Source organism: Roseiconus lacunae, assembly GCF_008312935.1.
GTDB lineage: Bacteria > Planctomycetota > Planctomycetia > Pirellulales > Pirellulaceae > Stieleria > Stieleria lacunae.
The window spans coordinates 1-24,340 of sequence record NZ_VSZO01000019.1 but is presented as its reverse complement, the minus strand read 5'-3'; the positions used below and the strand labels follow the sequence as shown (position 1 = coordinate 24,340).

The following is a 24,340-nucleotide window of genomic DNA, read 5'->3' as shown; positions in this document are numbered from 1 at the left end:
CGAAAACATGAAATCATGCGGCGATCCAATAGGCCACTAACTTCACATACTCGATCCAGAGAGGCAAATGGGTTTCGACGCTCGAATCGGGCGAGGTCGCCGAATAGACCGCGATCGGCGTCTGATCGGAAAACACACGGCGAAAACAAAGCAAGCTCCGTCGGGTGTGCGGCGGAGATGTCACCACCACGATGCCTTCCAACGACTGGTTCATCTGAGCGAGCCACTTTGCTTCATCGCGAGAACTCAACCAACTCGGTTCGCCCATCGGCACGGGAACGATCGCCGACGCCGGAACGCCTCGCATGTCCAAGTAATCGATCGCACGTTGCAACCGCGTGTCGTTGGTTCCACGCTCGAAGTTATGCGACGACGACTGTCGTTCTTCGAGCAAGTAGATCGATTTGATCCGTCCGAAATGGTAAAGATCTGACGCGGCAAACAATCGTTCCCAGTAGGCCGGACCGTCTGCCATCACATAGGCGATCTCTCCACGAGCATCGGAATGGTGAACCACCAACGGTTGCATCACCAGACCACGAACGCTGGCAAATGACAAAGCAATCATTGTGACAACGAACACCGCACCCATCGCCCAAAACCGACGCCGCCACCGGTTCGCGTGATTGCTGAGCGTCATGTCATTGGTGTCCACTACGGAATCCCGCGAACGATCGGTGGTCCGATGATCCGCGTGAGACTTACCGGCAGCTTCGTCCAAAGCTCGACCAGTCGTTTCTTTCCGTCCGCGTCTGGACGCATGTCGTTAGGGTCACCTTGGCGAACATAGTATTGCCATGTTGCAGGAGACGGGACGGCGCCCCACTGGGCTTTGAATTTATAGGTGCCGCTGTCTTCGCTGCTGCGTCCGAAATCAAATGTGTGACTGCCACGTTCGATCGCACGGCGAAGCAGGTGACGATACATCCACATGTTCGCCCCGGTTCGGTTGAACTCACGCAAGCTACTGGCGCTTGGCACTTCGCTGACGCCGTTGCTGTGAATCAGCAACCCTCCGGCCACTGCCTGTGACTCGTTTCTAACGACACACAATTCTGCGTCGTCTTCAAACGCGTTTAAGATCTCGCGAAACAGACGTACCGAGAACACTGGTGTTCCCAAGTCACGCATGTTGTGAGCGAACACGTTGTAGAATTCGGCAAGCAATTCCTGTCTGCCAAAATGAACCGTCGCCCCATAGCTTCCCGATTTCTTGATTTGACTGCGCAACTTAGATTTAAACGACTTGTTCAGCTCCTCGTCGGTTTCCGGTAGCGCGAGCCGCATGTGAACTTTATCGGTGCGGGCAAAATTCAAACGCGGGTGTTCAACCGCCTGCTCGTGCCGCAGTTCCAGATACTTGACGTTCAATTCATCGGCCAAGTTGCACGCCGCATCGATCAGTTCGCTTGCGACCCCTGCGTTGCCCGCCCAAACACCACCGGTATTGATGTAAGGCAAACTGACGAGGAACTTTCCGAACAGCGGGCCTTTGACGAAGACGAGCGGCAGCAGACCAGTGCCGTTTTCTGAAGACCGGTGGGTGAGCAGGTAGCCGCGATGGGACAGTCCGCGGCAGATGCTGTTGAGCCAGCGGGCATCGTGCCCGGCCAGTTTGAGTTCACGGGGAGGACAATCGTTCGGCCACTCAGCCGGCCAGGAATCAACGCGTACAGAACTCAAGGTAGTTTCACCGATGGCGACGGCGCCGTAGACAACTCGTCAAAGACAGACAACAGAAGGTGATTAGTGTACTCGGTTCGGGCACCATTGCCGCAAACGATCCTGGGGTTCCCGCTTGGGCTTCCGAAGGCGGTGAAGCACCCGAGGGAAGGTAAGGGAATTGGGACACCGACCAATTCGATCCGATATGGTTTTCGTCAAGCTTCGTTGGATCAACGTAGATGCTTTGATTGGGTTCGATGGTGGGCCAATCGGCTGTTGCCATATCAATTTGATCAGTGACTGTACTTCCCTGAATAACCGATATAGTCAGTGGGTCGTAAAACTGCAGGGGCGTGAAAAAATTCGCTCCCAAAATGACGGTATTACTCGCTGCTGGACCCCAGTAGTTGTGAAACTGACTAAGGGAACCTCCCATCGTGTCGACAACGATCAGAAACTGCAATGGATCAAGATTAACACCCAATAAATCACCCGGGACTACGGGCAAGGAAGGAAAGCCAAACCCACCGGACACCTCGATCATTAGGTCGCCAAGATCAACACTTGCGACCGACGAGTCGTTATAGATTTCGATCCAATTACCGGCGTCAGTGTTGGAGTTCGCCATGATCTCCGTGATCACTAAACCGGCTTTGGTTGTGGTTCCGGCTGATAGAAGTATCAGCAACGTGATGATTGATCGAGCTCGTAACACCTTTGTCCCCTTTGCCCCGTGTTAAATTTCCCGAGTGTTAATCGTTGCCGCGTCATTGCGGCTCGGGCCAAATATCCCCCAAACTTCCCGTTCGATCAACACCTGGATTGACGCCGACGACAAAGTCTCGCCAATCCGTTTGGGTACTCAGAAAACCCATCAGTCGCGGCAATTTTTACGATTGCTGAAGCACCGCATGGGCCGCGTCATAGCCGGCTTCGATCAGCGGATCGGGATTGGTGAAATCAAACCAGGCGACCGAGCCAACTTGGGGACGCACCACGAGGTCCGCGAGTTTGAGCTGTTGTTGTCGGATCCTCGACTCGGCGAGTTCTTGGAATCTTAAAATGGATTGAATCGCCGTCCGGCAGTCTGCATTGCTCGACTCTGTCGGACTGACGTCAACGACAATCAGTTCACCCTGCCCCGACATAAGATCGATGGCGATATCGCAGGGAACCGCATCGTAGACACCGACGTCGCTCAAGCGGCGTCCGTCGATTTCAACGGCCGGGAAAATTCCGGGGATTGACATCGATGCCCGAACGGCTTGTCGCAAGGGGCCTTCACTGAGTGAAATTCGCTCACCCGTTTTCAGATCAACGGCGATCAGGTGTAGCGGCAAACGTAAATCTTCGATGTTGATGTCCGGCAGCAGCTCGTCGGTGATCGTTTCCAGCAGCGTTGCCGGGAGGAGCGATTCTGTTCTAGCGGCGCGACTGATCGCTTTTTGAATCCAGAATACGCTGCGCCAGCGTCTTAGCCACCGATCGTTGGTTTCGTCTTTGCCGTGTGTCCCAATGGCGGCGTCGAGCACCGTCTTTTGCAACGCTCGATAGCGGTCGGAGATTAAGAAGTCCCGAGCCATCGACTCGGCGCGTTCGACATCACGTTCGGCTGCGATTAGCGACGCCATCAATGCTCCCATGCTGACGCCAACCAACCGCCCAATTCCGAGCCCGGAATGACCGATCGCCCGGACGGCTCCCAGATGCGCAAGACCACGCGCACCGCCGCCGCCAAGCATCACGGTCGCGTCCGCCCATTCACTTCGCGGTCGGCGAAGCATTAATCGGCCCTGCCAATGCGTCAGATTCACGTAGCCCCCCAGTTGGTCTGATTGTTTGCAATGAATAACCCTAGGTCATGGATCACAAACGAACAGCGAGGGTTTACCCAATCCATCGTTTTGTCGTGGTGGCCGGATTCGGATCATCCGGAACTTGGCCATCGCTAAATCGACAAGCCGCCGACGGCTTCCGCTACGACCGTATGCCACAAGGTCGTTCGCAGGCGAGACGTCAGCGGTCGCGTCCCACCCATACTGGCGGGCGCAGTCGGCTTAATCGCTTCAACAGGTGATTCTTCCGAAAACTGATGAATGACAATCCGCGGATCAGCAACTCCGTTGGGCAACCGAGCAAGAGTGGACCTAGGTTTGAATCGTAACCGTCCGGGGGGATGACGTTCGTCGCACGTGCTCGTCTTTTGCGTGCGCCACTCTCCAGCTCGAAGCTCGCACCCATGCGCCCGACCATCACTAGCTCGGTATCTTCACCCGGTTCATCGACTAGCGTTACGAATCCGGCTTGTCCTCTGATTCCCGAGGCACCAAGCCGGCGACGACCAAAACGCTCCGTTCCAGGTTTGCGTTACAAAATCGCGAATTCAGTCGACGAGCTTCGCCAGTCCTTTTCACTGATCTACGAATCGTACCGTCACGCGGGCCTTGTCGCCGAAAAACCGAGCGGGATTCGGTTGACCCCATTTCACCTGCTCAAATCGACGGAAGTCTTTGTCACCTTGTTGGAAGACGTGGTCGTTTCAACGATTTCTCTTGCCGGTGACGGCGACTTGGGATTACCCCTGGAGTCGATCTATGCAGACAACGTCCGTATCATCCGCCGACGTGGTTTGAAAATGGCAGAGATCGGCAGTTTGGCCGACCGCCGTGAATCGCCGGTTCGGTTTATCGAGACCTTTGCGGGGATGGGGCGCCTGCTTGCGCAAGTCGCAATGGCGCGGGGCTATGATGGGCTTGTCGCGGCGACTCACCCCAAGCATGCGCGGCTCTATTCACGGATCCTTCCGTTCGAGCAAATCGGTTGCGAAGTTTCATGCCCGTACGCCAACGGAAACCCTGCGGTCATGTTGGCATTGGTGTTTGAAGACCATCATGGGTCTGAGCTTTATGAACGCTTCTTTGGATCGTTGAGTCAATCGTCGGACACCTCGTCACAGCCTTGGTCCGAAGAGACCCGCAACTACTTCGCCCAGTTCGTCGATCACCGCGAACCGGCGATTGACGGAGAACTCGCAGCGATGCGTTAATTCGGGCCTCCACTGATCGCCGGTTGAGTCACCGCGAAGCGATCAATTGCTGTCTGTTTGACGAGGCCAAATCACTGGACCATCGATTCGCATCAATACTCCGATAGATCGATGAATTGATCGTCACTAATCACGATCTTGTCGATTGCGGTTCCGTCTTCACGGACTTTGATCTTGAGCGTGTGATTTCCAGCATCCAGATCAAATCGCACCGCATCTTGATTCCAGCCGCTCGTGACTTCCTGCCACTCAAACGAATCGCCGGTCACATTCAGGTGCCATTCGATCCAGTCGCCACCGTCGATCTGAATCCAGAACGAATTGTCGCTTCCGTTTTGGGCGCTCACAAGCGCGAACATGTCAAACGTACCCGCCCGTTCAAGCGAAAACTCGTATGTCAATTCGTCACCAGCGGGCGGCGAGTTGTAGTGTGAACCGGTGCCATTGGCCGCGACAAGGAACTCGTTCCCATCGTCGTCGACATCGATTGACCAGTCGCCGGTGATCGAATTCGCCGCGTTGGCATCGATCACAATCGTCGTGGTTTCCAGTTTCGATACTTTGAACTTGTCGAATCGAGTTCCGTCTTCGCGAACCTTCAGTTCCAACGAGTGATTCCCCGCGGCAAGACTGTAGGTTACCGAGTTCTGGTTCCAGCCGTGCGTCGCCGCATGCCACTCGAAGCGATGGCCCGTTACCGGCATGTGCCATTCCTTCCAGGACCCACCATCGATACGGAACCAAACGGAATTGTTCGAGCCATTGGTTGTCTTTAGCAGCGACGACAGCTCGTACTGCCCGTCCGAATCAACGCTAAAGTGATACTTCACATTGTTGCCATGCGGAACGTAGTTGTAATACGATCCGGACCCGTTGGTTGCTTCTAGGTATTTTCCGCCTGAAGCGTGACTGTCGTACTTCCACCGCCAGGGATTGCTGCACCAATCATGGTGCTCGGCTTCGAAGACTTTGTCGACCTTGGCTCGGTAGATGCCTGCGTCAACGCTATGGTCAATTTCATGGTCTTCGAGACTGATCACCGGTGACAAGCCAGTGCTGCGATTGGCATCGCTATCACGACTGTCGCTGATGTCACTTCGCAAGCGAGTGAAGACATAGTCGTTTGGGAGTTCGAAACCGACGCGATAGTCACCGCCCGGCAGTCCGGTGAATTCGTACCGACCGTTATTATCGGTCGTCGTGGTCTGGATGACCGAACCACCATCGTCGTAGAGCTTGACCGTGACTCCCGCAAAGCCGGGCTCGTCCGAATCCTGCTTGCCATCACGATCTTTGTCTTTCCACACCAAGTCTCCGATCGCACCCGATGGTGCCGGCGCTGGATTGGTGTAGTGGCTGGGATCGTTGTCATCCACATCGCCGGCAATCACGGTTCCGATGTTGCCGTAGACGCCCTGCGAAACGGTGTCGAATTTCAGCTTCCGGATTTTGAAGCAATCTTCGGGGGAAGCGTCGTCAACCCACGCAGCCAGGATCAGCACATCACCCACGGCGCCGGCACCGTTAAAGTTGGCGAACCGTGAATAAGCATTGTTCGCCATCGACGTTTCGTACACGTCCATGTTGCTCAGCGCCGCATCGGATAGTGCCAAGCCGCTTGACGGCAAGTCGCTTCGATCGCCAATCCAAATGGAGAGGTCGCTGTCACCGATCACGCTGTCGAGAAACGCCGAGTTAACCACGACTTTTTCAGAGAACTCGAACAGCACGTAGTTTAGCTTGCCGACGTTATCCACACGGTGCTCGCCGCCGCGCCCGTCGCCTTCGTAGCGGTCGGTCACACCCAGGCCGCTTGAATAGGCACCGAGATAAGCGTCTCGCCACTCCCCGCCGCTACTGCGGCTGAACGCGCTTGCACTGACTGAAACGCCGTTTGCGTTGAATGTCCTGACATTGCCGTTGGGGCCATCGAGTGCCGTGTTGCCGGTCAGGTAAAGCGTGACCGACTCTCCAGATGACACCACTGATTGGGCGGTCGATGAAGCTTCGTACTGCCAAACTTCACCCGGCGAGAGTAGTCCATCGCTTCCTGCATCTGACGAAGCAATTAGCGTTGGCGCGAAGTCATCCGAGGCGTCTCCCGGCGTGCCGGCATCATCGATCACCGAAATTTCAGATTGTGCAAACGTTGTTGAACCGGTGTTGGTAACGTTGTAGGTCCAAGTCACCGTGTCTCCCGCAGCTATCTCGACGGCATCACTTGCGGTATCCGCATCGATGCCGTTGGTGAGTTTTTCGATGTCGATTCCCGGGATGCCTTCGACGTTGTAGTTCGCCGGATCCTCGTCAGTCACATCTTCGCCGATCACATCACCGTTGTCATTGATCGGCGTCCCGGCAACCAAGGCGATGTTCGTGAATTGGCCCGCGGTACTGGCGGTGATCGTGGCCGTGTATTCCCAGACTTCATTGGGATCCAATCGGCCGTCTTCGTTTGTGTCACCGACATTGAATCCGTTCGATGTATTGACCGGCGTCGGATTGAAGTCGTCGCCATTGTCGCCCGGTGTCGCATTGTCATCGGTGACCGTGACCGGCGACAGCGCGGTGTCACCCGAGTTCGTGACGTGGTAGTTGAACACGACATCATCGCCAAAGTCGAAACTGACTCCGGGGGCGTCGTTGGCATCGTCACAGATAACTTCCGAATCACTGGTCGAGTACTTCAGTTCGGTGATCGCGCCGCTGCTGACAAAATCAACCTTCATCTCGACCACGTTGGACACGTCGACTTGGATTCGCTGGACGCTATTGTTGCCCGCTACTGAAATCGCAATGGTCTGGGTGCCGGTTGTGGTCGTGACCGTCAGGATCGATCCACCATGCTCGTCGACGTCGATATCCAATACGTCCAAGTGGTTGATGTCGACTGGCTGATCAAAACTAAATGTGATCACACCACCTTTGTAGTCATCGTCGGGGTCTGACTGATCGCCGTCTTCGGAAATGATCAAGACATTGCCGAGTGCGGTGTCATTGGACGCACCGCCGCTGCCCTGACCTGGTCCACCGTAGGCTTGGTTGGGGGTTCCCAAGTCATTGTCGTGACCGGTCGGATACGACGAATTGAAAATCATCGCCGCGTTTCCTTGCCACGGTTTGTTTCGTGACGTCGCCGAAATCGTCACGCCAGGATACTGCGACTGCACAATGTCGCCTTTGCTTAAGTCATCGAAGTCGATTACGGTCATCGATGATGACTCGATCACATCTTCAACGCACTTCACGATCTCAATATCGGGATGCACGATCTGAACAATGCCGGCGTCCCATGTCAGATCGCTTTCGCCATCCTCTAAGGTTGTGACGGTGGCCAAGCCGCTGACTTGGTCCGCATCACTGTCGACGGCATCGTCACCGCCCTGATTGTCCAAGGTAAGTTCGAAGCCGGTCGGAATGGTGCTGGTATCAAACTCGACAAAATAATCTCCGGCTTCCAGTTCTTCGAACAGGTAATAGCCGTCTTCGCCCATCAGCGGCGCGGTAACGGTCGTTGCGATTGGCCCCCCATCGTCGCCGCCCGGTTCGGCGATGCCATCCCCGTCGACGTCTTGGTAGAGGTTGACCGTCACGCCATTAACGCCGGTGGGGCCATCGTCTTGCAGACCGTTGTAGTTCGTATCAACCCAGACAAAGTTCCCCAGTTCTGCCGTCGGAGGATTGCTGTTGTCCGGTTCAATCGGCCCGGTGTTGGCTTTATTGCCACCAGAAAAATCAACGTCGAAAGATCCGGTGAACGAGGAGTCCTCGCTGTTGATCGAAATGCCGATGTCCTTTCCCGCGTAGTAGGCAGGGAGTGAATCTCCAAGTGACGTGGTGATGGGAGCGGTCAGTGCCCCGCCGGTCGCCGTCAAACGCATGTTGTAGAAATCGGTGCTCGTCGGAGCTCCATCGGCAAAACCAAATGCCGTGACTTCACCGGTAAGAAGGACTCCGCTTACGTCAGGTACGAAATCAAAATCAAAGTCGATACTGCCGGTAACGACAAAGTCATCACCGCTGACTCCGGACACAAAGCTCCCACTCTGGTCGACATAAAAGTTCAAATCAAAGCTTGCTGGCTGATCGACAAATCCGAACGTTACCCCGTCATCAATCCATAGCGGTGTCGCGTCTGCTTGGAATAGATCGGTTGCAGAGTCGTAACTGACAGAGCCCGTCTGGTTGCTGTAGAGCACCGGCAGCTCAGGAACGATTCCAAGAAGTGCAAGGACTCGTCGGTCTTCAAGCGGCTGAACAAGTGGTTTGCGCGTCCTTAAGCGACGTCGGCTTCTTCTACGTGTGTTCTTGTTATGACGACCAAAGCGAGAGAGAGGCGAGACGGGCATTGTGCAGGCCTAAGTTGGGGGCAAGCCTTTCGACGCCGCGACGAATGGAATTGCGCGGCGGTTGCAAGGCAACATTCCTGAACCTTGAGCGGTGGGGTGTCTGCGATATGCAACACACCCGGGTGATATACGTTAGTCAACCCTACAGAAAGGGGAACGATCAACACCCACAGAAGACCTGTTTTTTCTGCTAAACCGGCAGAAAACGTCGCCGAGAGGTCTGCTTAACGACTGCGTCGTCGCAGCACAGGAAGGCTAAGAATGCCAATTGCAAGGATACTTGTCGATGGTTCTGGTACAGCCCGTGTAATGTCTGCAGACATCGAACCACGCTGCATGTTGAAGCTATTTAAGAACAGGTCTGCCGATCCCGGGTCTGGGGTTGAGGCAATGCCATGCAGCTTCACCGTGAACAGGGCGCCATACTGATTGGCATAGTGTCCGCCGCTAGTTCTCCCGGTCAGGGTCAGCGAAATCTGGCTGTTTCCGGTTGTTCCAAGACGCTCCGACGTAAACACCAAGTCGGTGAAAGTGCCGTTGAGCAGTGAGACGGAAGCCGGACCCGCACTTCGTGAACCGCTCGTTGAGACTCCTAGCGACGCACGTGGGCGTTCTTCAACGTCTAGCGAGCCCCCAGAGATTGATCCATCGGATTCGATCGTTGCGTCAAGAGTCACAGTAGTCAAACCAAGCGGAGTCGTGTCTCCATTTTGATCGAGAAACTGCACACCGCGAAGGGTCGCTTGTAACGTGGAAGCGTCGCTGTCGTAGCTGACGGAAAGTCCGACCGCATAGAGATCCGGCATCAAACCAGCCTTCGCTTGGCCACCAGCGACGACGGCACACCCAATGAAGGTAAGAGCTACGATCGTTTGTAACCAGAGTTTCATCGGTTGCCTGACGGGGTAATCCAGAAAGGACGGCTCCACAAAGGTACAGTCCCTAGACCAGTTGGGGCGTTAGTTTAGCTAGCTTGGAGGGGCTTTCAATCGGCGATAGCAATTTTCCGTTCGAAATCCTTCAATCGGAATAAACGGCTTGAACGATCGGCAGCACGCCTCTGACAGTGATAAACGCGAAAACGACTAAGGCGAACACAAGTAATCCCCCAGAAATCGCCCATCGAACCATCTGGTCGCGGGAGGCGCGTTTACTGGTGATGGATATTAATCGGTCGGTGTAGGTTCCGGCGAGATGATCAAGGCTGGGTGTAGGCTGATGGTGCTCCTCCGGGGGCTGATAGCCTGCGGGCGGATGCAAGGCGGGAATCTGGGGGTACGCACCCGAAATTCTTGGAGGCGCCGTCTCGATTGCCGGTGGGGCTGGTGGCGTTGGGATGCCACCAAACCGTCGCGTCGATCTCCGCCCCTTTTCACCTGCCCAGATGTGCAGGTCGCCAACCCATAGCGACTCGCCGCCTGGAACAAGCTCTCGGATTAATGGCGTATTGTCTGAGATGCTGCCCGGATTCAATTGGATCGCCCAGATCCTCTCGCCGGCGCTGACAATTGCCAATTCGCAATCACGCAAGCCGACTCCGTGTAATCGCATCAAACTGGGGTGGGCATCGCCAAGAATCGTGACCGATCGCGTGAGTTTCCGCGTTTGGATTTCTTCGCCCCAGTCGAGTAATAGGATACCGCGGGGTGTTTCCGGTTCTGGCGAGGGCAGCTCGCTGACATCATTGACTGCCTCACCGGGAGGCGGAGGTGTCGCATGATCCCAAGGCGCGTCGTTGGGTTGGGCGCTAATATTGACTCGGATCTTTCCGATTAAGAGTTGCCGACCAGGTTTAAGGTTGCCCCAAATCGGATAGGCGACCCCGCAAAGTGGCCAAGCTTGGACCCGATCGCCAATAATCACAATAAAGTAGACGACTTCGGGGAGTCGTTTGTAATCGAGTCGAACTTGGCAGCGAGGATGAGTGCCGACCAGCGCAAACGGTTGGTCGAGTTCGCGAAAATCGTCCGCGCCACGGCCGCAGCTAAATCCCCACCGGTTGGATGGCCAGAGTAGCATTGCGGCGTTTAGTATTCCGTAGGGTGTCGGTGAAGAGCCGTTTAGATGCCAACATCATAGGGCAAGGCCCCCTCGCCTGAGAAGGCATGCGGCCTGTGCCACTGGGAGCCGCGTTCTCAACTGTCGGCCGGGCGTCATAGTACTCGATCGAACCGCCAACCCAACAGCGGAGCTGGAATTGGTCCGGTCCCGCAGTGGGGGAGGGTGCGGTTTTGCGGGCTAGGGTGTCTGTGCTTCACACCGGGTTTCTGGCGTTGACTTGACTTGTCAAAACGCTCGCATATCCTCAGACGCATCTTGCCCCCCACCCATTAGCAGACGCATCGGCAACACCAGCCGAGGCGCAGACCTGAGTCTTCATGTCAAAACGTAAAAAGTCGCCACCGGCTGCGGTAAAACGGCGTCGTGATCGATCAGCGGTCGCCGAGCAGAACCGCAAGCTTGCGAGCGGCGTTTCGACTTCGTTGCGTCCCAAGCCGGCGAAAGAATCGGAACCACTCTACAGGGTTTCTGGCCCCGGTAGATGGTCGATGAAGGTCTGGGGATACCTTGTGATCGCTGCGTTGATCCTAGGTTATGTTTATTGGCCGACGATCGCTTGGATGGTGGACAGTTGGCAAAACGAGCCAGATTATGGCCATGGATGGTTTGTGTTGCCGTTGGCGATTTACCTTTGCTACCAGCGGGCCGATAAGTTTCCGGGCGCATCTTCGGGCGTCGCATGGGGTGGGCTTGCATTGGTCTTGCTCGCGGTCGTCATGCGAATCGGGAGCCGAATGGCGTATGCCGACTTTTTTGACGCCTACTCACTCGTCCCGTTAATCGCGGGTGCCGTGTGGTGCCTACTCGGGTTGCGAGCGATGCTCTGGGCCCTTCCGGCGATCCTGTTTTTGCTGTTCGCCGTCCCGTTGCCTTATCGGATGGAGAGTGGGTTGAGCTGGCAACTTCAGGGCGTCGCAACCGAATTCAGCACGTTCTTGCTTCGCGCGGTAGGGCTTCCCGCCGTCTCCGAAGGCCATGTGGTTTGGATCGGAGACGAAAAACTAATGGTCGAGGAGGCCTGTAGCGGGCTACGGATCTTTGTTGGGATGGCTGCCTGTGCATATTTCTGGGCCGTGCTGAATGATCGGCACTGGTCAGACAGGATGGTTCTCTGCGTCGCGGCGGTCCCGCTGGCGCTGTTCGTCAACGCGATGCGGATCGTCCTTATCGGTGTGCTTTACCAGTGGATCGAATCACCGAGCGGTCAGCACATGGTTCATGATGTCTCTGGTTATTTGATGATCGCCGCATCGTTCGCGTTGCTCGGTGCGATCTCGGTTTACTGGCGGCAGGTTTACAAAAAGGTCCCCGTGATGACCGCAAGAGAGACCTTACGTGGCTCTCTCGGGCATTCGTGAAATTTTGGGAGCAAATCCTGGAATACCGCCAGAGGATGGGTATGATATCCGGAAATCTGTGCGGGGCCGAATGAGGGATCACAGAGCAGGCGATATGGCTACCTAAAAAGGTGGTTGGCATCGGTCAGCGAGTGTGATTTCTTGACTTGAAAGCGAACGAAATTTCGAATTTCAAGTGTATTGGTGAGCGACTCGTTCGTTCGCAGTTTGGTGGAGTCTTGTTTCCGCCAGCGCTGCCGAATCGGGTGGTCATCGAAGTGAATGTGAATGCGAAAATTCTTGGTGGAACTTTCGCTCTGAAACTGAATCGGAACTAACACGCATCATCCGTCACCTCGGCTGGCGATCTTGCCAAGTCGTTTTCCCGGCGTTTCGCAGATTAACGAAGAATGCAACAACAATACCCGCGACAACAGCAGCCAACAGGTCAGCCCGGAGGCTATCTCGGCGGACAACCGGCAGGTTACATCGGTGGCCCCACCGCGGCACCGGGGTCGGATGCGAGTAGCTTTGACCCTTGGCTGATTTGGGTCACTTTTCGTCGATGCTGGCACTGGGCCGTTCCCGCTGGACTCGTGCTCGCGTCGATCGCAGCGTTCGCCGTGTTGAGCACGTTTGAGCCGCAGTTTCAGGCCAACTATCGATTGGAATCCAATCGGGATTGGCTGCTCGATCGCGGTGTCATGCCGTCACCGGACGACTTGGCCCGTTCGGAAGGGCCGATTTTGACAAGTCCCATTGTGCTCTCAAGCGTGATGGCCAACGAAACATTGCATCAGTTCTCTTTGGCCGATCCGGAAACCCGAGAACAGGTGTTACAGCAACGGCTTAACGTCAAGGGTGGTGGGACGAAGTCGTCAATGATTGTGACGTACATCGATTCAAACAAAGAATTTGCCGCCGACGTATGTAATGCGGTGGTCGCGGCGTACCTGCAAAAGCGTGATGAGTATGACAACCTGCGGGTGTCGCGACTAACGCAGTACCTCAGTCGGCAAATCGATGAGCTGAAACGTCGTGTCGAGGAGCAAAAAGAAGTCGTCGCAAATTATGCTCGTGAAGCATCTGGTGCCGCGCCCGGTGAAAGGGTGGCGGAGATTGAGTCGGCCGAGTCGTTCCAAAAAATCGAACGGTTGCGGAATCAAATTTCTGATCTTGAGTTCGAAATTTCGATGATCGATGCCGGAGTTGGTATTCGTAACCCGTCGGCTCGCGACCAAATCAGGGATAGCTACGCAGAATTCGTGCCGCCTTACATTCCGGTTAAGAAAGGTCGGATCGACGATAGCAGACTTGAGGGAATCATTGGCAAAGACGAAGACGTTAAATATGCCAACGAACGGTTTGAACTCTATCGCCAAGAAGTCTTGAAGTTGGAGGTCAGCGAAGGCTGGCGAACCGCTCAGGACTATTTCGAGCAGCAGAAACAAAAACGTGACGAGTGGAAGGAAAAGCTCGATGAAGCACGGGACAAAGCGTCAGCCGCTGCTGTCGCAATCCTCGATGCTGAATTGGAAGAAGAATACCAAGCTCAGTTGAAAGAGCGTGAAGCTGAAATTGAGCGTCGCCGAAAAGAGTTTGCGGCGCTCGCGGAGATCAAGCAGAAAGAGCTGGAAAACCGTGCGGACTTGATGACCGAGCATGAGCAGGAGGAAATCAAGGAACGTCGAGATCAGCTTGCACTTGAATTGTCAGTCGTTCAAAAGCAGTACGACGACGAAGCGGATCGACTACGTCGACGCGACAGCAACAATGTCGAATTGGAATTCGCCAGAACTGACCTCGAACAGTCACGCGAGACACTGCAGCGTGTGACCAGCCGTCTGGATTCGATTCAGCTCGAAAGCCAACGGGGTAGCTCGGTGATCTCTGTCGCGAAGGCAACGCCGCCGACTCGCCCGGTGGAGGACATGCCATTTAAGAAAATGGTGCTCGCCGGTGGTGCGGGGTTCGCAGTTCCTTTCTTGATCGGGCTGCTCTGGGAATTCCGTGTCAAACGGATCACCGATAGCCATGAGCTTGAGCGCAGCATGATGCTTGCCCCAGTTGTGGGTGAACTCGCCCGCGCACCGAGTGCCAACGGAGGGCGTAACTCGAAAGGACGGCGTGTCTTCGAGGAGAGTGTCGATAGCCTGCGAGCCAACCTGGCGCTCTCCAAGGACACCCGCGACGCACGCTCTTTCGCGATTGTTAGCTCAATGTCCGGCGAAGGAAAAAGTACGGCGGTCTCACAGCTCGCGATTTCTCTCGCCAAGGCATGCGGCAAGACAGTGTTGATCATCGACGCTGACATGCGGTGCCCCGATCAGCATGACGTCTTTGGCCTGCCGCTTGAACCTGGACTGAACGAAGTGCTCCGCGAGGTCGTTGACTTTGACGAAGCCGTCAACAAGGAACTCGGCGATTTGGTGCACGTTTTGCCTGCTGGACGTTTGAAGGCCAGCCCGCACCGTTTGCTGTCGACCAGTTCGATGCGTGAGTTGTTGGACAAAGCCTTCGAGAAATATGAATACGTGATCGTTGATACCGCACCGGTGCTCTCGGCTGGCGAAACGTTGGCCGTCGCATCGGCCGTCGACTCGACGTTGGTGTGCGTGATGCGAGACCTGACTCGGATGGACAGCGTTGTCCGCACCACACATCGCTTGGAAGCCTCGGGAGCCAATGTCGTTGGCACAATCTTCAGCGGCGTCACGCACCGGCAGTATTCCTACCGCTATGGCGACTATCGATACAGCGATTTCACCGAACTTGTGACGTCAGGCAGTACCGCCACCATCGAGCAGTAGAGAGAGTGTCTGGCCGTTATCTGATAAGCCTATTCAAGCTGTTCGCTTACGATTCTGCGATGGGCGGCATCAGAAGATTGGCCCGGCTCACGAGCTCGATGAATTAAAAGAACGCCGGAGTTGATGCCAGCTCCGGCGCCATGCAACCGAATATCGAGGGTGATTCGATTTGTTGGCGACGACGCTGACAAAGAAGGGTCACCTCACCAATCACGTTGGAAGCCCCGCCCCAAATGGCCCACCACCGTTCAGAAATGGATAACGAACGTGTCGCCGACGCGGATGAATTAGACGCAAGCCGCGAATTAGACGCAGGTAAGGAACGCCCGTCTGAGGAACGTTCGTCCGATTCCGTCGCAACCGAAGAACCCGGTGAACCGATCCGGTCCGATCGAACCGAAGGTCCGGAGGTGATTTCGGTTTCTCACGCCGAGAAACTGAAGGAGCGACGTTACAAGTGGGTGGTCGACTATCGCAAACTCAGTTGGGGTGCCGCGGCGCTCGTTGGTGCGGTCGTGCTAACGTCGGTGTCCTACGCCTACAACTCTCGTCGTGCCGCGTCGACCTTCCTCAGCCGTGCCGAACAGGCCGCAGCCGATGAACGTTACGGCGAAGAAGTCCGCTGGCTACGCAATTACTTACTCCTGCACCCCGACGATCGCGATCGCTTGGTTCGATCGGCAATCGCTGCAGACCTCGCAGCGGAAAACGCGACACGGCGCAGTTTCCCCGGGGCGCTCAATACGGCCCGGAAACGTTTGGCCCTCGCCTTGTCCAGTTTGGGGGCGGCAACCGATGGACCGACCACCGGAAACGACGAGCTGGATGATCAGCTCACGGAGATTCGCGAGAAGTACATCAATCGGTTGATCCAAAGCCGTAGCTACTTTCTTGCCGATGCCCGCGATCAAGTGATCGCCCTGAATGCCGCCAAAAATGATCCGCAAGCGCACCGATGGATGGCGACCGCGATCGCTGGAATGGTTCAGGAAGGCCGCTATCGTCTGCCCGAACCGGGCGAGGCGGTGGAAGAGCAAGTTGATTATTACCGCTGGTTGTCGCAGCAACCGCCAGGTGAAATTCTTCGCCGAGCGATCGAGCTGAATCCTGGCGACCTGGATCTGGCAACCCATTTGATCGGACTGCTGGAAATCTCGCCTCAATCGTTTGGGGTTGTGCTCGCCAGCGAAGACCGAGACGTCTTTAAGAATACTGTCGCCGCGATCCGCCGAACCGATGAAGATCTTGCGAAACTGATCGACAATGTTCGATCTGACTTGGAACAGCAAGACAATTCGCGTGCGGCATTGCTGCTCGCCAATTATCACGCGGGCTTGGGGAATAACGAAGAAGCCACAAACGTTATTTATCGTGGTGCGGCGAACGCGTCGTTGCGTTTGTCGGAGATCGATACGAAAGAGGAAACCGATCCGGATTCCACGATCGACGAGGATCGCGCGAGTCGTGCCGCCGAGCTGACTCCGGAATCGCAGTCGCAAGTAATGGATTACGTTTGCATGTTGCAGGCCGCCACGCTGACCGCCGAACGTCTTGGCGCGAGCACTTCGGATGCACAACGCCAAGACCGACTGATCGCGGCGCGAACTTGGTTGGAGCAATTGCGGTCATTGGGGATTTTTACCGTTCCCGTCTCGCCAGAAATCGTCAAACGCGTCTATTTGGTCTCGGGCCAGCTCGAGCAACTTGATCAGAATACCGAGCGTGCGATCGAACTATGGCGTGAAGGCTTGTCGGTCGTCAACCAAGACAACCTCGACCTTGTCGGTAGCGTCGCTTGGGGGCTGGCCACGCAGGTCCTGCAGAAGCGTGATGCGAAGCTTTATGATGACTCGGATGACCAACTCGAAACGGAGCTTGCGGCAGCTTCCGAAGCAATCGACGAGTTCTCCGAAGCGATCGTTGCGAAGGAAAAGCAACTCCAACGGATGACGAGCGACGAGTTGGGCGCGACAGGTCGGACGGTCGCCCGCGCGACGATTCGAAATGCAAAGTGGAAACGGCGAGTCGCTCGCGCCACGCTTCGTTCGGCTCAGAAACCAAGTCACGAAAATGATGTCGCGATCATCGGACTGTTGACCGGTGCTGCCGACGATACGCACCAAGTTCTCTCCGGCAGCCTGCTTGATCGCGAAACACAAATCGATAATCAGATTCGAATCGCCGGCGTTGAATTGCTCGCCGCTGCCTATCAACGCGAGCATTCTTGGGATCTCGTCGGTGCCTTGCTTGCCGATGCGGCGAATACCTTTAGTACGAACTCAGCGATCGCGCAAAGCTTGATTCAGCAAAGCGCGAACGCCTGGATGCGTGCCGGTAACCGCTTCCAAGCATCACAGCAGTATCAACGAATCAATTCTTCGCCCGTCCCGAGCGTCCGACTCGCCGCACTGGAGGCCCGTTTCGCGCACCAGTTGCGATTGCTACCAGAGCAGCGGCAGATGGCGGTGCTTCGTGCCGAAGTCGACGCGTTCGAAGACTACATCAATCAATACGAAAAGCAGTTCTCAGCCGATCTGTCGGCCGAGCGGGTTGCCGCACAGGTGTTGAAAACGCAGCTTCCTCCCGAAGGCGTTCTGGCCGAAGAGTTTCTGCAGTCCGTCGAACTTGCCAACGGGATCTCCCAGCTCGCCGACGACCATCCCGAAAATAGTCAGCTTCAAAAGTTTGCCGCCGAGCGATTGGCCGCCGCAGGCGAAACGGAACGGGCAACCAAGGTCGTCGACCGGATTGTCGCCAGCGATGAGTTTTCCGATGACGAAAAAGTGTTGTTGCGGGCACGTGTGCTCGCCGAGTCGGACCAGCACGTCGAAGCGGCCAAGGCATTATTGCGACGAATCGATGAAAGCCCGCTGACTGCAACTGTCTTCGGGCCGTTTGCCGCCGAGTTTGCCCTTCGAGGGCGAGACTTCGAACTTGCCGAACAGGCTCTGCTGAAGATTCCATCTGATCGTCTGACCCCATCGAATCTGTACTCGCTCTACCGAATCAAGTCACTCTCCGGCCAAGCCGAAGAGGCCAAGAAGTACTTGTCAGACTTGCGGATCGCGGAACGGTACGACCCAAACTCGCTGAATAGTTCCACCTCAGCGTATTCGTTGCTGATTGATTCGCGAGCCGAAATCGATGCGTTGCTTGACCGTGAGCAGCAAATCGAACCGGGAGATCCCGCACTGGCCAAAGCGAGGGCGAAGGTCGCGCGGCTTCAGTCGTTGCGCCCGAATTGGGGCGAGGCCGTTTCGCTTAGTGGTTGGCTCGCGTTTGCCGAAGGCAACTACGAAACCGCCATCAACTTGCTGCGTTCCGGCATCAACGCCGGCGACCAACGCATGCGAACCCGGCAAATGCTATGGCGAGCGTTGATGGCCGAGGGCGATTACGACGATGCCGAACGTGAAATCCGCTTGGCCAGCATCGCGACGCAAACCGATGTCGATCCGTACGACGAAGTATCCAATCAAATCGCCCTCAAGAAAGGGAACTTCAGCCAAGCTCTCGAATCGTCAGAAAAGGTCGCCCAGGACAACCCGGAAGATCCTTATGCCTGGCTGACATTTGCAAAGTTCGTCCTCGCGGTCCGCGAGCAAGCCTTGGCAGGGAACGAAGCTGCCGCAGATCAGAACCCCGAAACCCTGCTCGAAAAAGCTCAAGGCGCGATCGAGCAAGCGGCAAAACATGCCGACGACAAACGTCAAAAGTACGCGGTCGAAGCGTCACGTGTTGGCTTGGCCGTCGCGCTAGGTGGTGAAGACGCGTTGGAAGCCGAAGTGGAGCGTGTCGCCAAACTTCCTTTAGAAAAACACGAACGTCTGCAATTGGAAGCTCAGTTGCTGGTTGCTTTAAACCGAGTCGATGATGCGATCGACCGATTGCAGCAAGCCAATGAAGTCAAGCCAAGTTTCAACGTGCAGCGGATGTTGGCCCAGTTGCTTCGAACCAGTGGTAATCATGACGAGTCGGTTAAAGTGTGGCGACAAGCCCTCGCCAACAACCCTGATAATCCCATGGTCCGCGCCCAGCTTGCCACGACGATTGTCAGCAGCGGTAAAGAGGTCAATTGGGACGAGATCGCGCAGTTGCTCAATGATCAGAGCAGTGCGACCGAGCAAAACCGATTGGTGTATGCGATGTTGCTGATGGCAAAGGGGGACTTTTTCCAGCGTCAGGAAGCGATTCGTCAATTGCGTTTGCTTTCCAACAGCGCCACCGACGTTGGAACCGAAGCGTCACGGATGCAAGCTGCATTGATGCTGGACATGGTTCGCAAGGCGGACGAGCTGAAAGAAGAGTATCGCAAGCAGCTTGATCTCGAACGACTAAACACCGAATCTCGTCAAATCCTCAAACGTCTGGCCGAGCGATCGAATGCCGGTCTAACTGACCAGCGGAACTATGCGGTCTTCTTGATGGGGACTGGCGACGAAGATGACCTGACCGAAGCGAACCGCTTGATTGATCGACTCAAACAAAACCCGGCAGCCGCATTCGAAGTCTTGCGATTGAAAGTCATGCACTCGCAAGCAAGTCAGAGCGGTAGCGAGTTGCCTGCGATCATCGATGACTGGGCGGGAAGTGTCACCGACGATGGCGAGCAAGTTGAGATCGTTGCCGGAGAGGCACTGATGCGGTCGGGATTCATCCGCGAAGGGCTGGCTTGGTTTAAAAAAGCGTATGACGAGAACCCCAAGACGTTCGGTAACTACATCGTCGCCCTTTCACTCGCCCAAAAATACGACAAGGCTGCCGAGATCGCCGCAGATCAATACGAAAAGGAAGCGACCTCGATCAAAGCCGTCTTGTTACTCGAGGCATTGCTCGCGATGGATCCCGTCGCCGTGCCACCACGCTACCAAAAGATCATTGACGATGCCGAAAAGCAATTCGCGAATGATCCGTCCTTACTGGAGAGTATCGGCACTTGGGCGATGCAAAAACGAAAGTTTGAACGTGCGATCGCCATGTATCTCAAGGTCCTCGAACAGGACCCGGTCCGTCTGCGGGCACTCAATAACTTGGCGATGATCTTTGCCGAGGTCCCCGGGCGCGAATCCGAAGGCCTCAAACCAATCAACCAAGCGATCAAAATTGCCGGTGAAAAACCGGAATTGCTGGATACCAAAGGAACCGTTCTGCTGCGAAGCGGCAAGGTCGAACAGGCCGTCGAGGTGTTTAGTCAAGCGATCGAGCAATCCGATGAGCCACGCTACAAATTCCACCTCGTCGAATCACTTGTCGCGTTGAACGAGCTGAAGCGAGCGGAATCGATTTGGAAAGAAATCAGTTTTTTGAAGATCGACATCAAAGCTTTGACGCCGTCAGAACGCGAATCGATGCGGGATTTACACCGCCAATTTGGGACAAAACCTGATGCCCCGGACGAAGGGGCGAGTACGAGTATCGATTTTGATCGTTACACCGAGAGGGTCGAGTACATTTCGACCAATTAGTAGTTCGCAAGATGTAGTTTGTGAACTAGGTTGTCGCCTCGCCGCCAGCAACAGTGTTGATTGGCTGCCAATGCGACAGTAACCCAGCGAAACCGCAAGACCACACCACGACGTTTACCAACCTGGATCGCATGCCCCCGTCCTTCCAGTCTCGACAGATCATCATCGCAGCCTTATTGGCGATCACCGTATTTTCCGGGGTCGTCCATGGGTATCTCGATGGTCGTTGGGCCAGCCGTGATGTCCGAGCCGAGCAGGTGGACTTGCTAACGCAAATCCCTGCCGAAGTCGGTGATTGGCGATTGATGAGCGAAAAGCCGCTTGAGGGCGCCGCACAGCGATTGCTGCGTTGCTACGGCTCATCAACCCGGGTCTATCAAAACGTCGACACCGGGGACAACGTGACGGTCGCTGTCCTCTTCGGGCCTCGTGGACCGATCGCGGTTCATACGCCCGATGTTTGCTACACCTCGCAAGGCACCAAGGCGGATGCGCCTCGCTCGGTGCGATCGTTTAACACCAACCAGGGCAAGCATCGCCTTTGGTCGATCGATTTTAAACAGGGCGGAGAACGTTCTCCGTCGCTGAATGTTCTGTACGGGTGGTCCAGTGGTGGTGATTTTTCCGCAGCGGACAACCCCCGGTTTTGGCTCACTGACGACCTTTACAAATTGCAAGTCGCAGGGCCAATTACTGGTTCGGCAACGAAGCCTAGTGAAGCGTTTCTGAAAGCGTTTTTGCCCCACCTAGAGAAACTCATTCAATAAAGGATTTGTCGTGCTTGATTACGTCCCCCCAAACGACGATGATCGATACCAAAGCGACGAGGATTCCACCGTGTCGACGGTTACCCGCGGCCAATCCGAAGTCGGGCAGCTGGCGACCCGACGCGCAGGTTCATCGAATAAGCTCGCTCGCGCCCGCGCACGGTACTTCCGCCGAAAATATGTGTGCGACCGCGTGATTGCGACGACGCTGTTCGTGCTGTCCGGTCCACTTATCGCAGCACTGATCGCCTTGGTCCGCCTGACATCGAAAGGGCCCGGGATCTACAGCCAAAAACGCCTCGGTCTGCACGGCCAGGAATTTAACGTTTATAAGTTGCGTTCGATGAGAATCGATGCCGAAGCGAACGGAAAGCCCGTCTGGTGTACGAAAAACGATTCGCGAATCACCCCGGTCGGCGCATTCTTGCGAAAGACACACCTGGACGAACTTCCTCAGCTTTGGAACGTGATTCGAGGCGACATGTCCCTGACCGGTCCGCGTCCCGAACGTCCTGAAATCTGTGAAAAGCTGGCCGTCCTGATCGACGATTATTACAGCCGCAACGCGGTTCGCCCCGGTGTGACCGGTTTAGCCCAGATTAATTTGGAGCCCGATCAAACCGTTGGCGACGTCCGCCGCAAACAGTTCCTCGACCTGAACTACATCGAAAACGCCTCTTTCGCACTCGATGCCAAAATGCTTTTGGCAACCTTGCTGCGAGTGGTTGGGATCCGTGGCGGCGTCGCGATGAAGATGCTCGGTCTTTGTCGCTTACAAATGGTCAATGAGAATATCCAGTCTCGCGCGGGCGATGATTGCCGACTGTTTGCGATTCAGGTTCCCGGCGACTCCGCCGAATCCCCCAAAGCCCCCCGGTGACCGCACGTAGCGGAAGCCGCCAAGGCTCTCGGTCCTACTCAAGCGTCGCATAGTCGCCTTCTGCTCCGCAAAAGTAGCGATGGCGTACGCAGATTTCACGGAGTGAATGGTGACTATCGGGGCGCTAGCCGCGGGCCTCGCTTTCCGCTGGGATCAGCACTGCCCGGCGCTAGCGCGTTTGGCTCCGGTTATTCCATCAACCATTCGAACATTCCGGCAAAATTTCTTGCACGTCAGTTGCGGGAAACCGACAACGACCCAAAATAACCGCTAATCAGGCTGCCTTGGTTTACCACCGTTTTCGGTGCTTCACCAACGATCATGACCTCGCCGCCGCAGCGTTCTCATCGGCTCGCGTGCACGAGTTCTCCACGTCAACAACGCCCCAATGACTGCCCCAATCAAGCATGCCTTCACGGTAGATGTCGAGGACTATTACCAGGTCTCGGCAATGGAGCATCGTGTCAATCGCTCCGATTGGGATCGCCTCGATAGCCGAGTCGTCGGCAGTACCGAGCGGATGCTTCGGTTGCTCGATCGCCATCAAACCCGTGGCACGTTCTACATCCTCGGCTGGGTCGCCCATCGATTTCCCGATTTGGTCAAACGCATTGCCTCGTGCGGACACGAGATTGCCTCGCACGGTTTTTGGCATCGGTTGATCTATACGCAGACGCCGGATGAATTTTCGCAAGATATTGCCGACAGCGTCGATGCAATCACGACGGCCTGCGGAATCCGTCCCACCGCCTACCGAGCCCCAAGTTTCTCGATTACCGACAAAAGCTGGTGGGCACTGCAGATTCTTGTCGAGCAAGGTTTCTCCGACGACAGCAGTGTGTTCCCGATTCGCGGCCACAATCGGTATGGGGTGGCCCGTGCGGAGAAGGTTATCCACCAGATCGAAACCGAATCGGGCACCATCCGCGAATTCCCGCCGGCGCCCGGCAGATTCGGTAAAGCAACGTTGCCAATTGGAGGCGGTTACTTTCGGTTGTTTACGCTCAATCTGACATCGGCCGCCATCCGATCGATTGCCCGCAAAGGTCATCCCGCGATGTTCTATATCCATCCATGGGAAATTGACCCACAGCAACCCAAGATGGGCGGCCTGAACCGAGCAACTCGATTCCGGCACTACGTCGGGCTTAAGAAAACAGAGCACAAGTTAGAGAAGCTATTGCAACATTTTTCATTCACCACCATGACCGATGCGATCGAGTCCTACCAATCGAACGCTCCCGGCGATCCCACATCCACCAATTCATCAGCCGCCACGCGATAGCGTACGGTCCCCACACAACCGCGTACGAAGTCGACGAAAGTTTGGTCGCTCAAACCAAAGCACCAGATGAACTTTTGAGATCTTTCATCACATTTTCTGTCACAAGAAATCGTTTTTCAAATCACCAAGATTCGTCATTGCCTTTCATCCAAAAGCTTTGATGATGTTCGGTTGTCCATAGAGCTAAACCAATGCACACCCGCATGAAGCAGGTGTCCAGAATTCATGAGTACGGAAGCACCCACTAGCAGAACCTCCGCATGGTTGACGACAAGATTGTCGTTGTCACCCAAGCGGACGAAGTCCGCGCCGTTAGGACATGGCGTGTTCTTGAGTGAGTTTTCCCTTGTTCAACGATTCACTCAGCCAACCCTTCACTCTCCCGAGGGAGAGTCGGGCCTCCGGCCCGGTGAGGGCCCTCCCCGGCCGTTCAACCGTCCGACCCTCCCGCAAGCGGGAAGGTGAAGAATAAAACGCGAACAGTTTCCACTCATCCCATCAGCTACCACTAGTAGCGGAAGCCGGCGAGGCTTTCGGCATATCCCCTGTGCCGACCGAAACGCTCGGCGCGTTCCGCTACCCCCCTAGCGACATCGAGTGCGTTCGACGTCAAGCGAAACGACTCGCGGCCGATGTTTGACTCATTCAGCCAACCTTCACTCTCCCGTGGGAGAG

The 24,340-nt window shown here is 55.7% G+C and carries 14 protein-coding genes; 7 read left to right on the top strand and 7 right to left on the bottom strand.

Translation table 11 applies throughout. The annotated features are described in order from the left end of the window. Positions 1-13: 13 nt before the first annotated feature. From FYC48_RS21195 to FYC48_RS21180, 4 genes are all read right to left on the bottom strand, one after another. Positions 14-655 (bottom strand): YdcF family protein, encoded by a 642-nt coding sequence (locus FYC48_RS21195; protein ID WP_235034353.1) that lies wholly within the window; start codon positions 653-655, stop codon positions 14-16. Continuing rightward, on the bottom strand, positions 655-1,683 hold the full coding sequence (locus FYC48_RS21190; protein ID WP_235034352.1) for a FemAB family XrtA/PEP-CTERM system-associated protein: 1,029 nt from the start codon (positions 1,681-1,683) through the stop codon (positions 655-657). Before FYC48_RS21190 ends, FYC48_RS21195 begins: the two co-directional genes overlap by 1 nt. Positions 1,684-1,690: 7 nt before the next feature. Next, complete coding sequence (locus FYC48_RS21185; protein ID WP_149498805.1) at positions 1,691-2,293, bottom strand: lamin tail domain-containing protein; 603 nt, start codon at positions 2,291-2,293, stop codon at positions 1,691-1,693. A 262-nt stretch (positions 2,294-2,555) separates the two neighbouring features. Further along, positions 2,556-3,449 carry a patatin-like phospholipase family protein gene (locus FYC48_RS21180; protein WP_149498804.1) on the bottom strand — a complete coding sequence of 298 codons (894 nt, stop codon included), beginning with the start codon at positions 3,447-3,449 and terminating at the stop codon, positions 2,556-2,558. Between the two features lie 578 nt (positions 3,450-4,027). Between FYC48_RS21180 and FYC48_RS21175 the strand changes: the two genes are divergently transcribed. After that, positions 4,028-4,711: an N-acyl amino acid synthase FeeM domain-containing protein gene (locus FYC48_RS21175; protein WP_149498803.1), complete on the top strand. Its 684-nt coding sequence runs from the start codon at positions 4,028-4,030 to the stop codon at positions 4,709-4,711. A gap of 92 nt (positions 4,712-4,803) precedes the next feature. Here FYC48_RS21175 and FYC48_RS21170 read toward each other — a convergent pair whose 3' ends face one another. The 3 genes from FYC48_RS21170 to FYC48_RS21160 form a co-directional block, all read right to left on the bottom strand. Beyond that, on the bottom strand, positions 4,804-9,060 hold the full coding sequence (locus tag FYC48_RS21170) for an SdrD B-like domain-containing protein (RefSeq protein WP_149498802.1): 4,257 nt from the start codon (positions 9,058-9,060) through the stop codon (positions 4,804-4,806). Positions 9,061-9,284: 224 nt separating this feature from the next. Next, positions 9,285-9,950 carry a hypothetical protein gene (locus FYC48_RS21165; RefSeq protein ID WP_149498801.1) on the bottom strand — a complete coding sequence of 222 codons (666 nt, stop codon included), beginning with the start codon at positions 9,948-9,950 and terminating at the stop codon, positions 9,285-9,287. 130 nt (positions 9,951-10,080) lie between these two features. Beyond that, positions 10,081-11,079: a hypothetical protein gene (locus FYC48_RS21160; protein WP_149498800.1), complete on the bottom strand. Its 999-nt coding sequence runs from the start codon at positions 11,077-11,079 to the stop codon at positions 10,081-10,083. Between the two features lie 359 nt (positions 11,080-11,438). Between FYC48_RS21160 and FYC48_RS21155 the strand changes: the two genes are divergently transcribed. From FYC48_RS21155 to FYC48_RS21130, 6 genes are all read left to right on the top strand, one after another. Continuing rightward, positions 11,439-12,479 (top strand): exosortase/archaeosortase family protein, encoded by a 1,041-nt coding sequence (locus FYC48_RS21155; protein WP_149498799.1) that lies wholly within the window; start codon positions 11,439-11,441, stop codon positions 12,477-12,479. 389 nt (positions 12,480-12,868) lie between these two features. Continuing rightward, complete coding sequence (locus FYC48_RS21150; protein ID WP_149498798.1) at positions 12,869-15,268, top strand: polysaccharide biosynthesis tyrosine autokinase; 2,400 nt, start codon at positions 12,869-12,871, stop codon at positions 15,266-15,268. Positions 15,269-15,522: 254 nt separating this feature from the next. After that, positions 15,523-20,733: a tetratricopeptide repeat protein gene (locus FYC48_RS21145; protein ID WP_160149683.1), complete on the top strand. Its 5,211-nt coding sequence runs from the start codon at positions 15,523-15,525 to the stop codon at positions 20,731-20,733. Between the two features lie 131 nt (positions 20,734-20,864). After that, complete coding sequence (locus FYC48_RS21140; RefSeq protein ID WP_149498796.1) at positions 20,865-21,500, top strand: exosortase-associated EpsI family protein; 636 nt, start codon at positions 20,865-20,867, stop codon at positions 21,498-21,500. Between the two features lie 10 nt (positions 21,501-21,510). Next, the gene (locus FYC48_RS21135; RefSeq protein WP_149498795.1) at positions 21,511-22,380 is read left to right on the top strand and encodes a sugar transferase; all 870 of its coding nucleotides are present in this window, start codon (positions 21,511-21,513) and stop codon (positions 22,378-22,380) included. Positions 22,381-22,768: 388 nt separating this feature from the next. After that, positions 22,769-23,665 carry an XrtA system polysaccharide deacetylase gene (locus FYC48_RS21130; protein WP_149498794.1) on the top strand — a complete coding sequence of 299 codons (897 nt, stop codon included), beginning with the start codon at positions 22,769-22,771 and terminating at the stop codon, positions 23,663-23,665. The last annotated feature ends 675 nt before the right edge of the window (positions 23,666-24,340 follow it).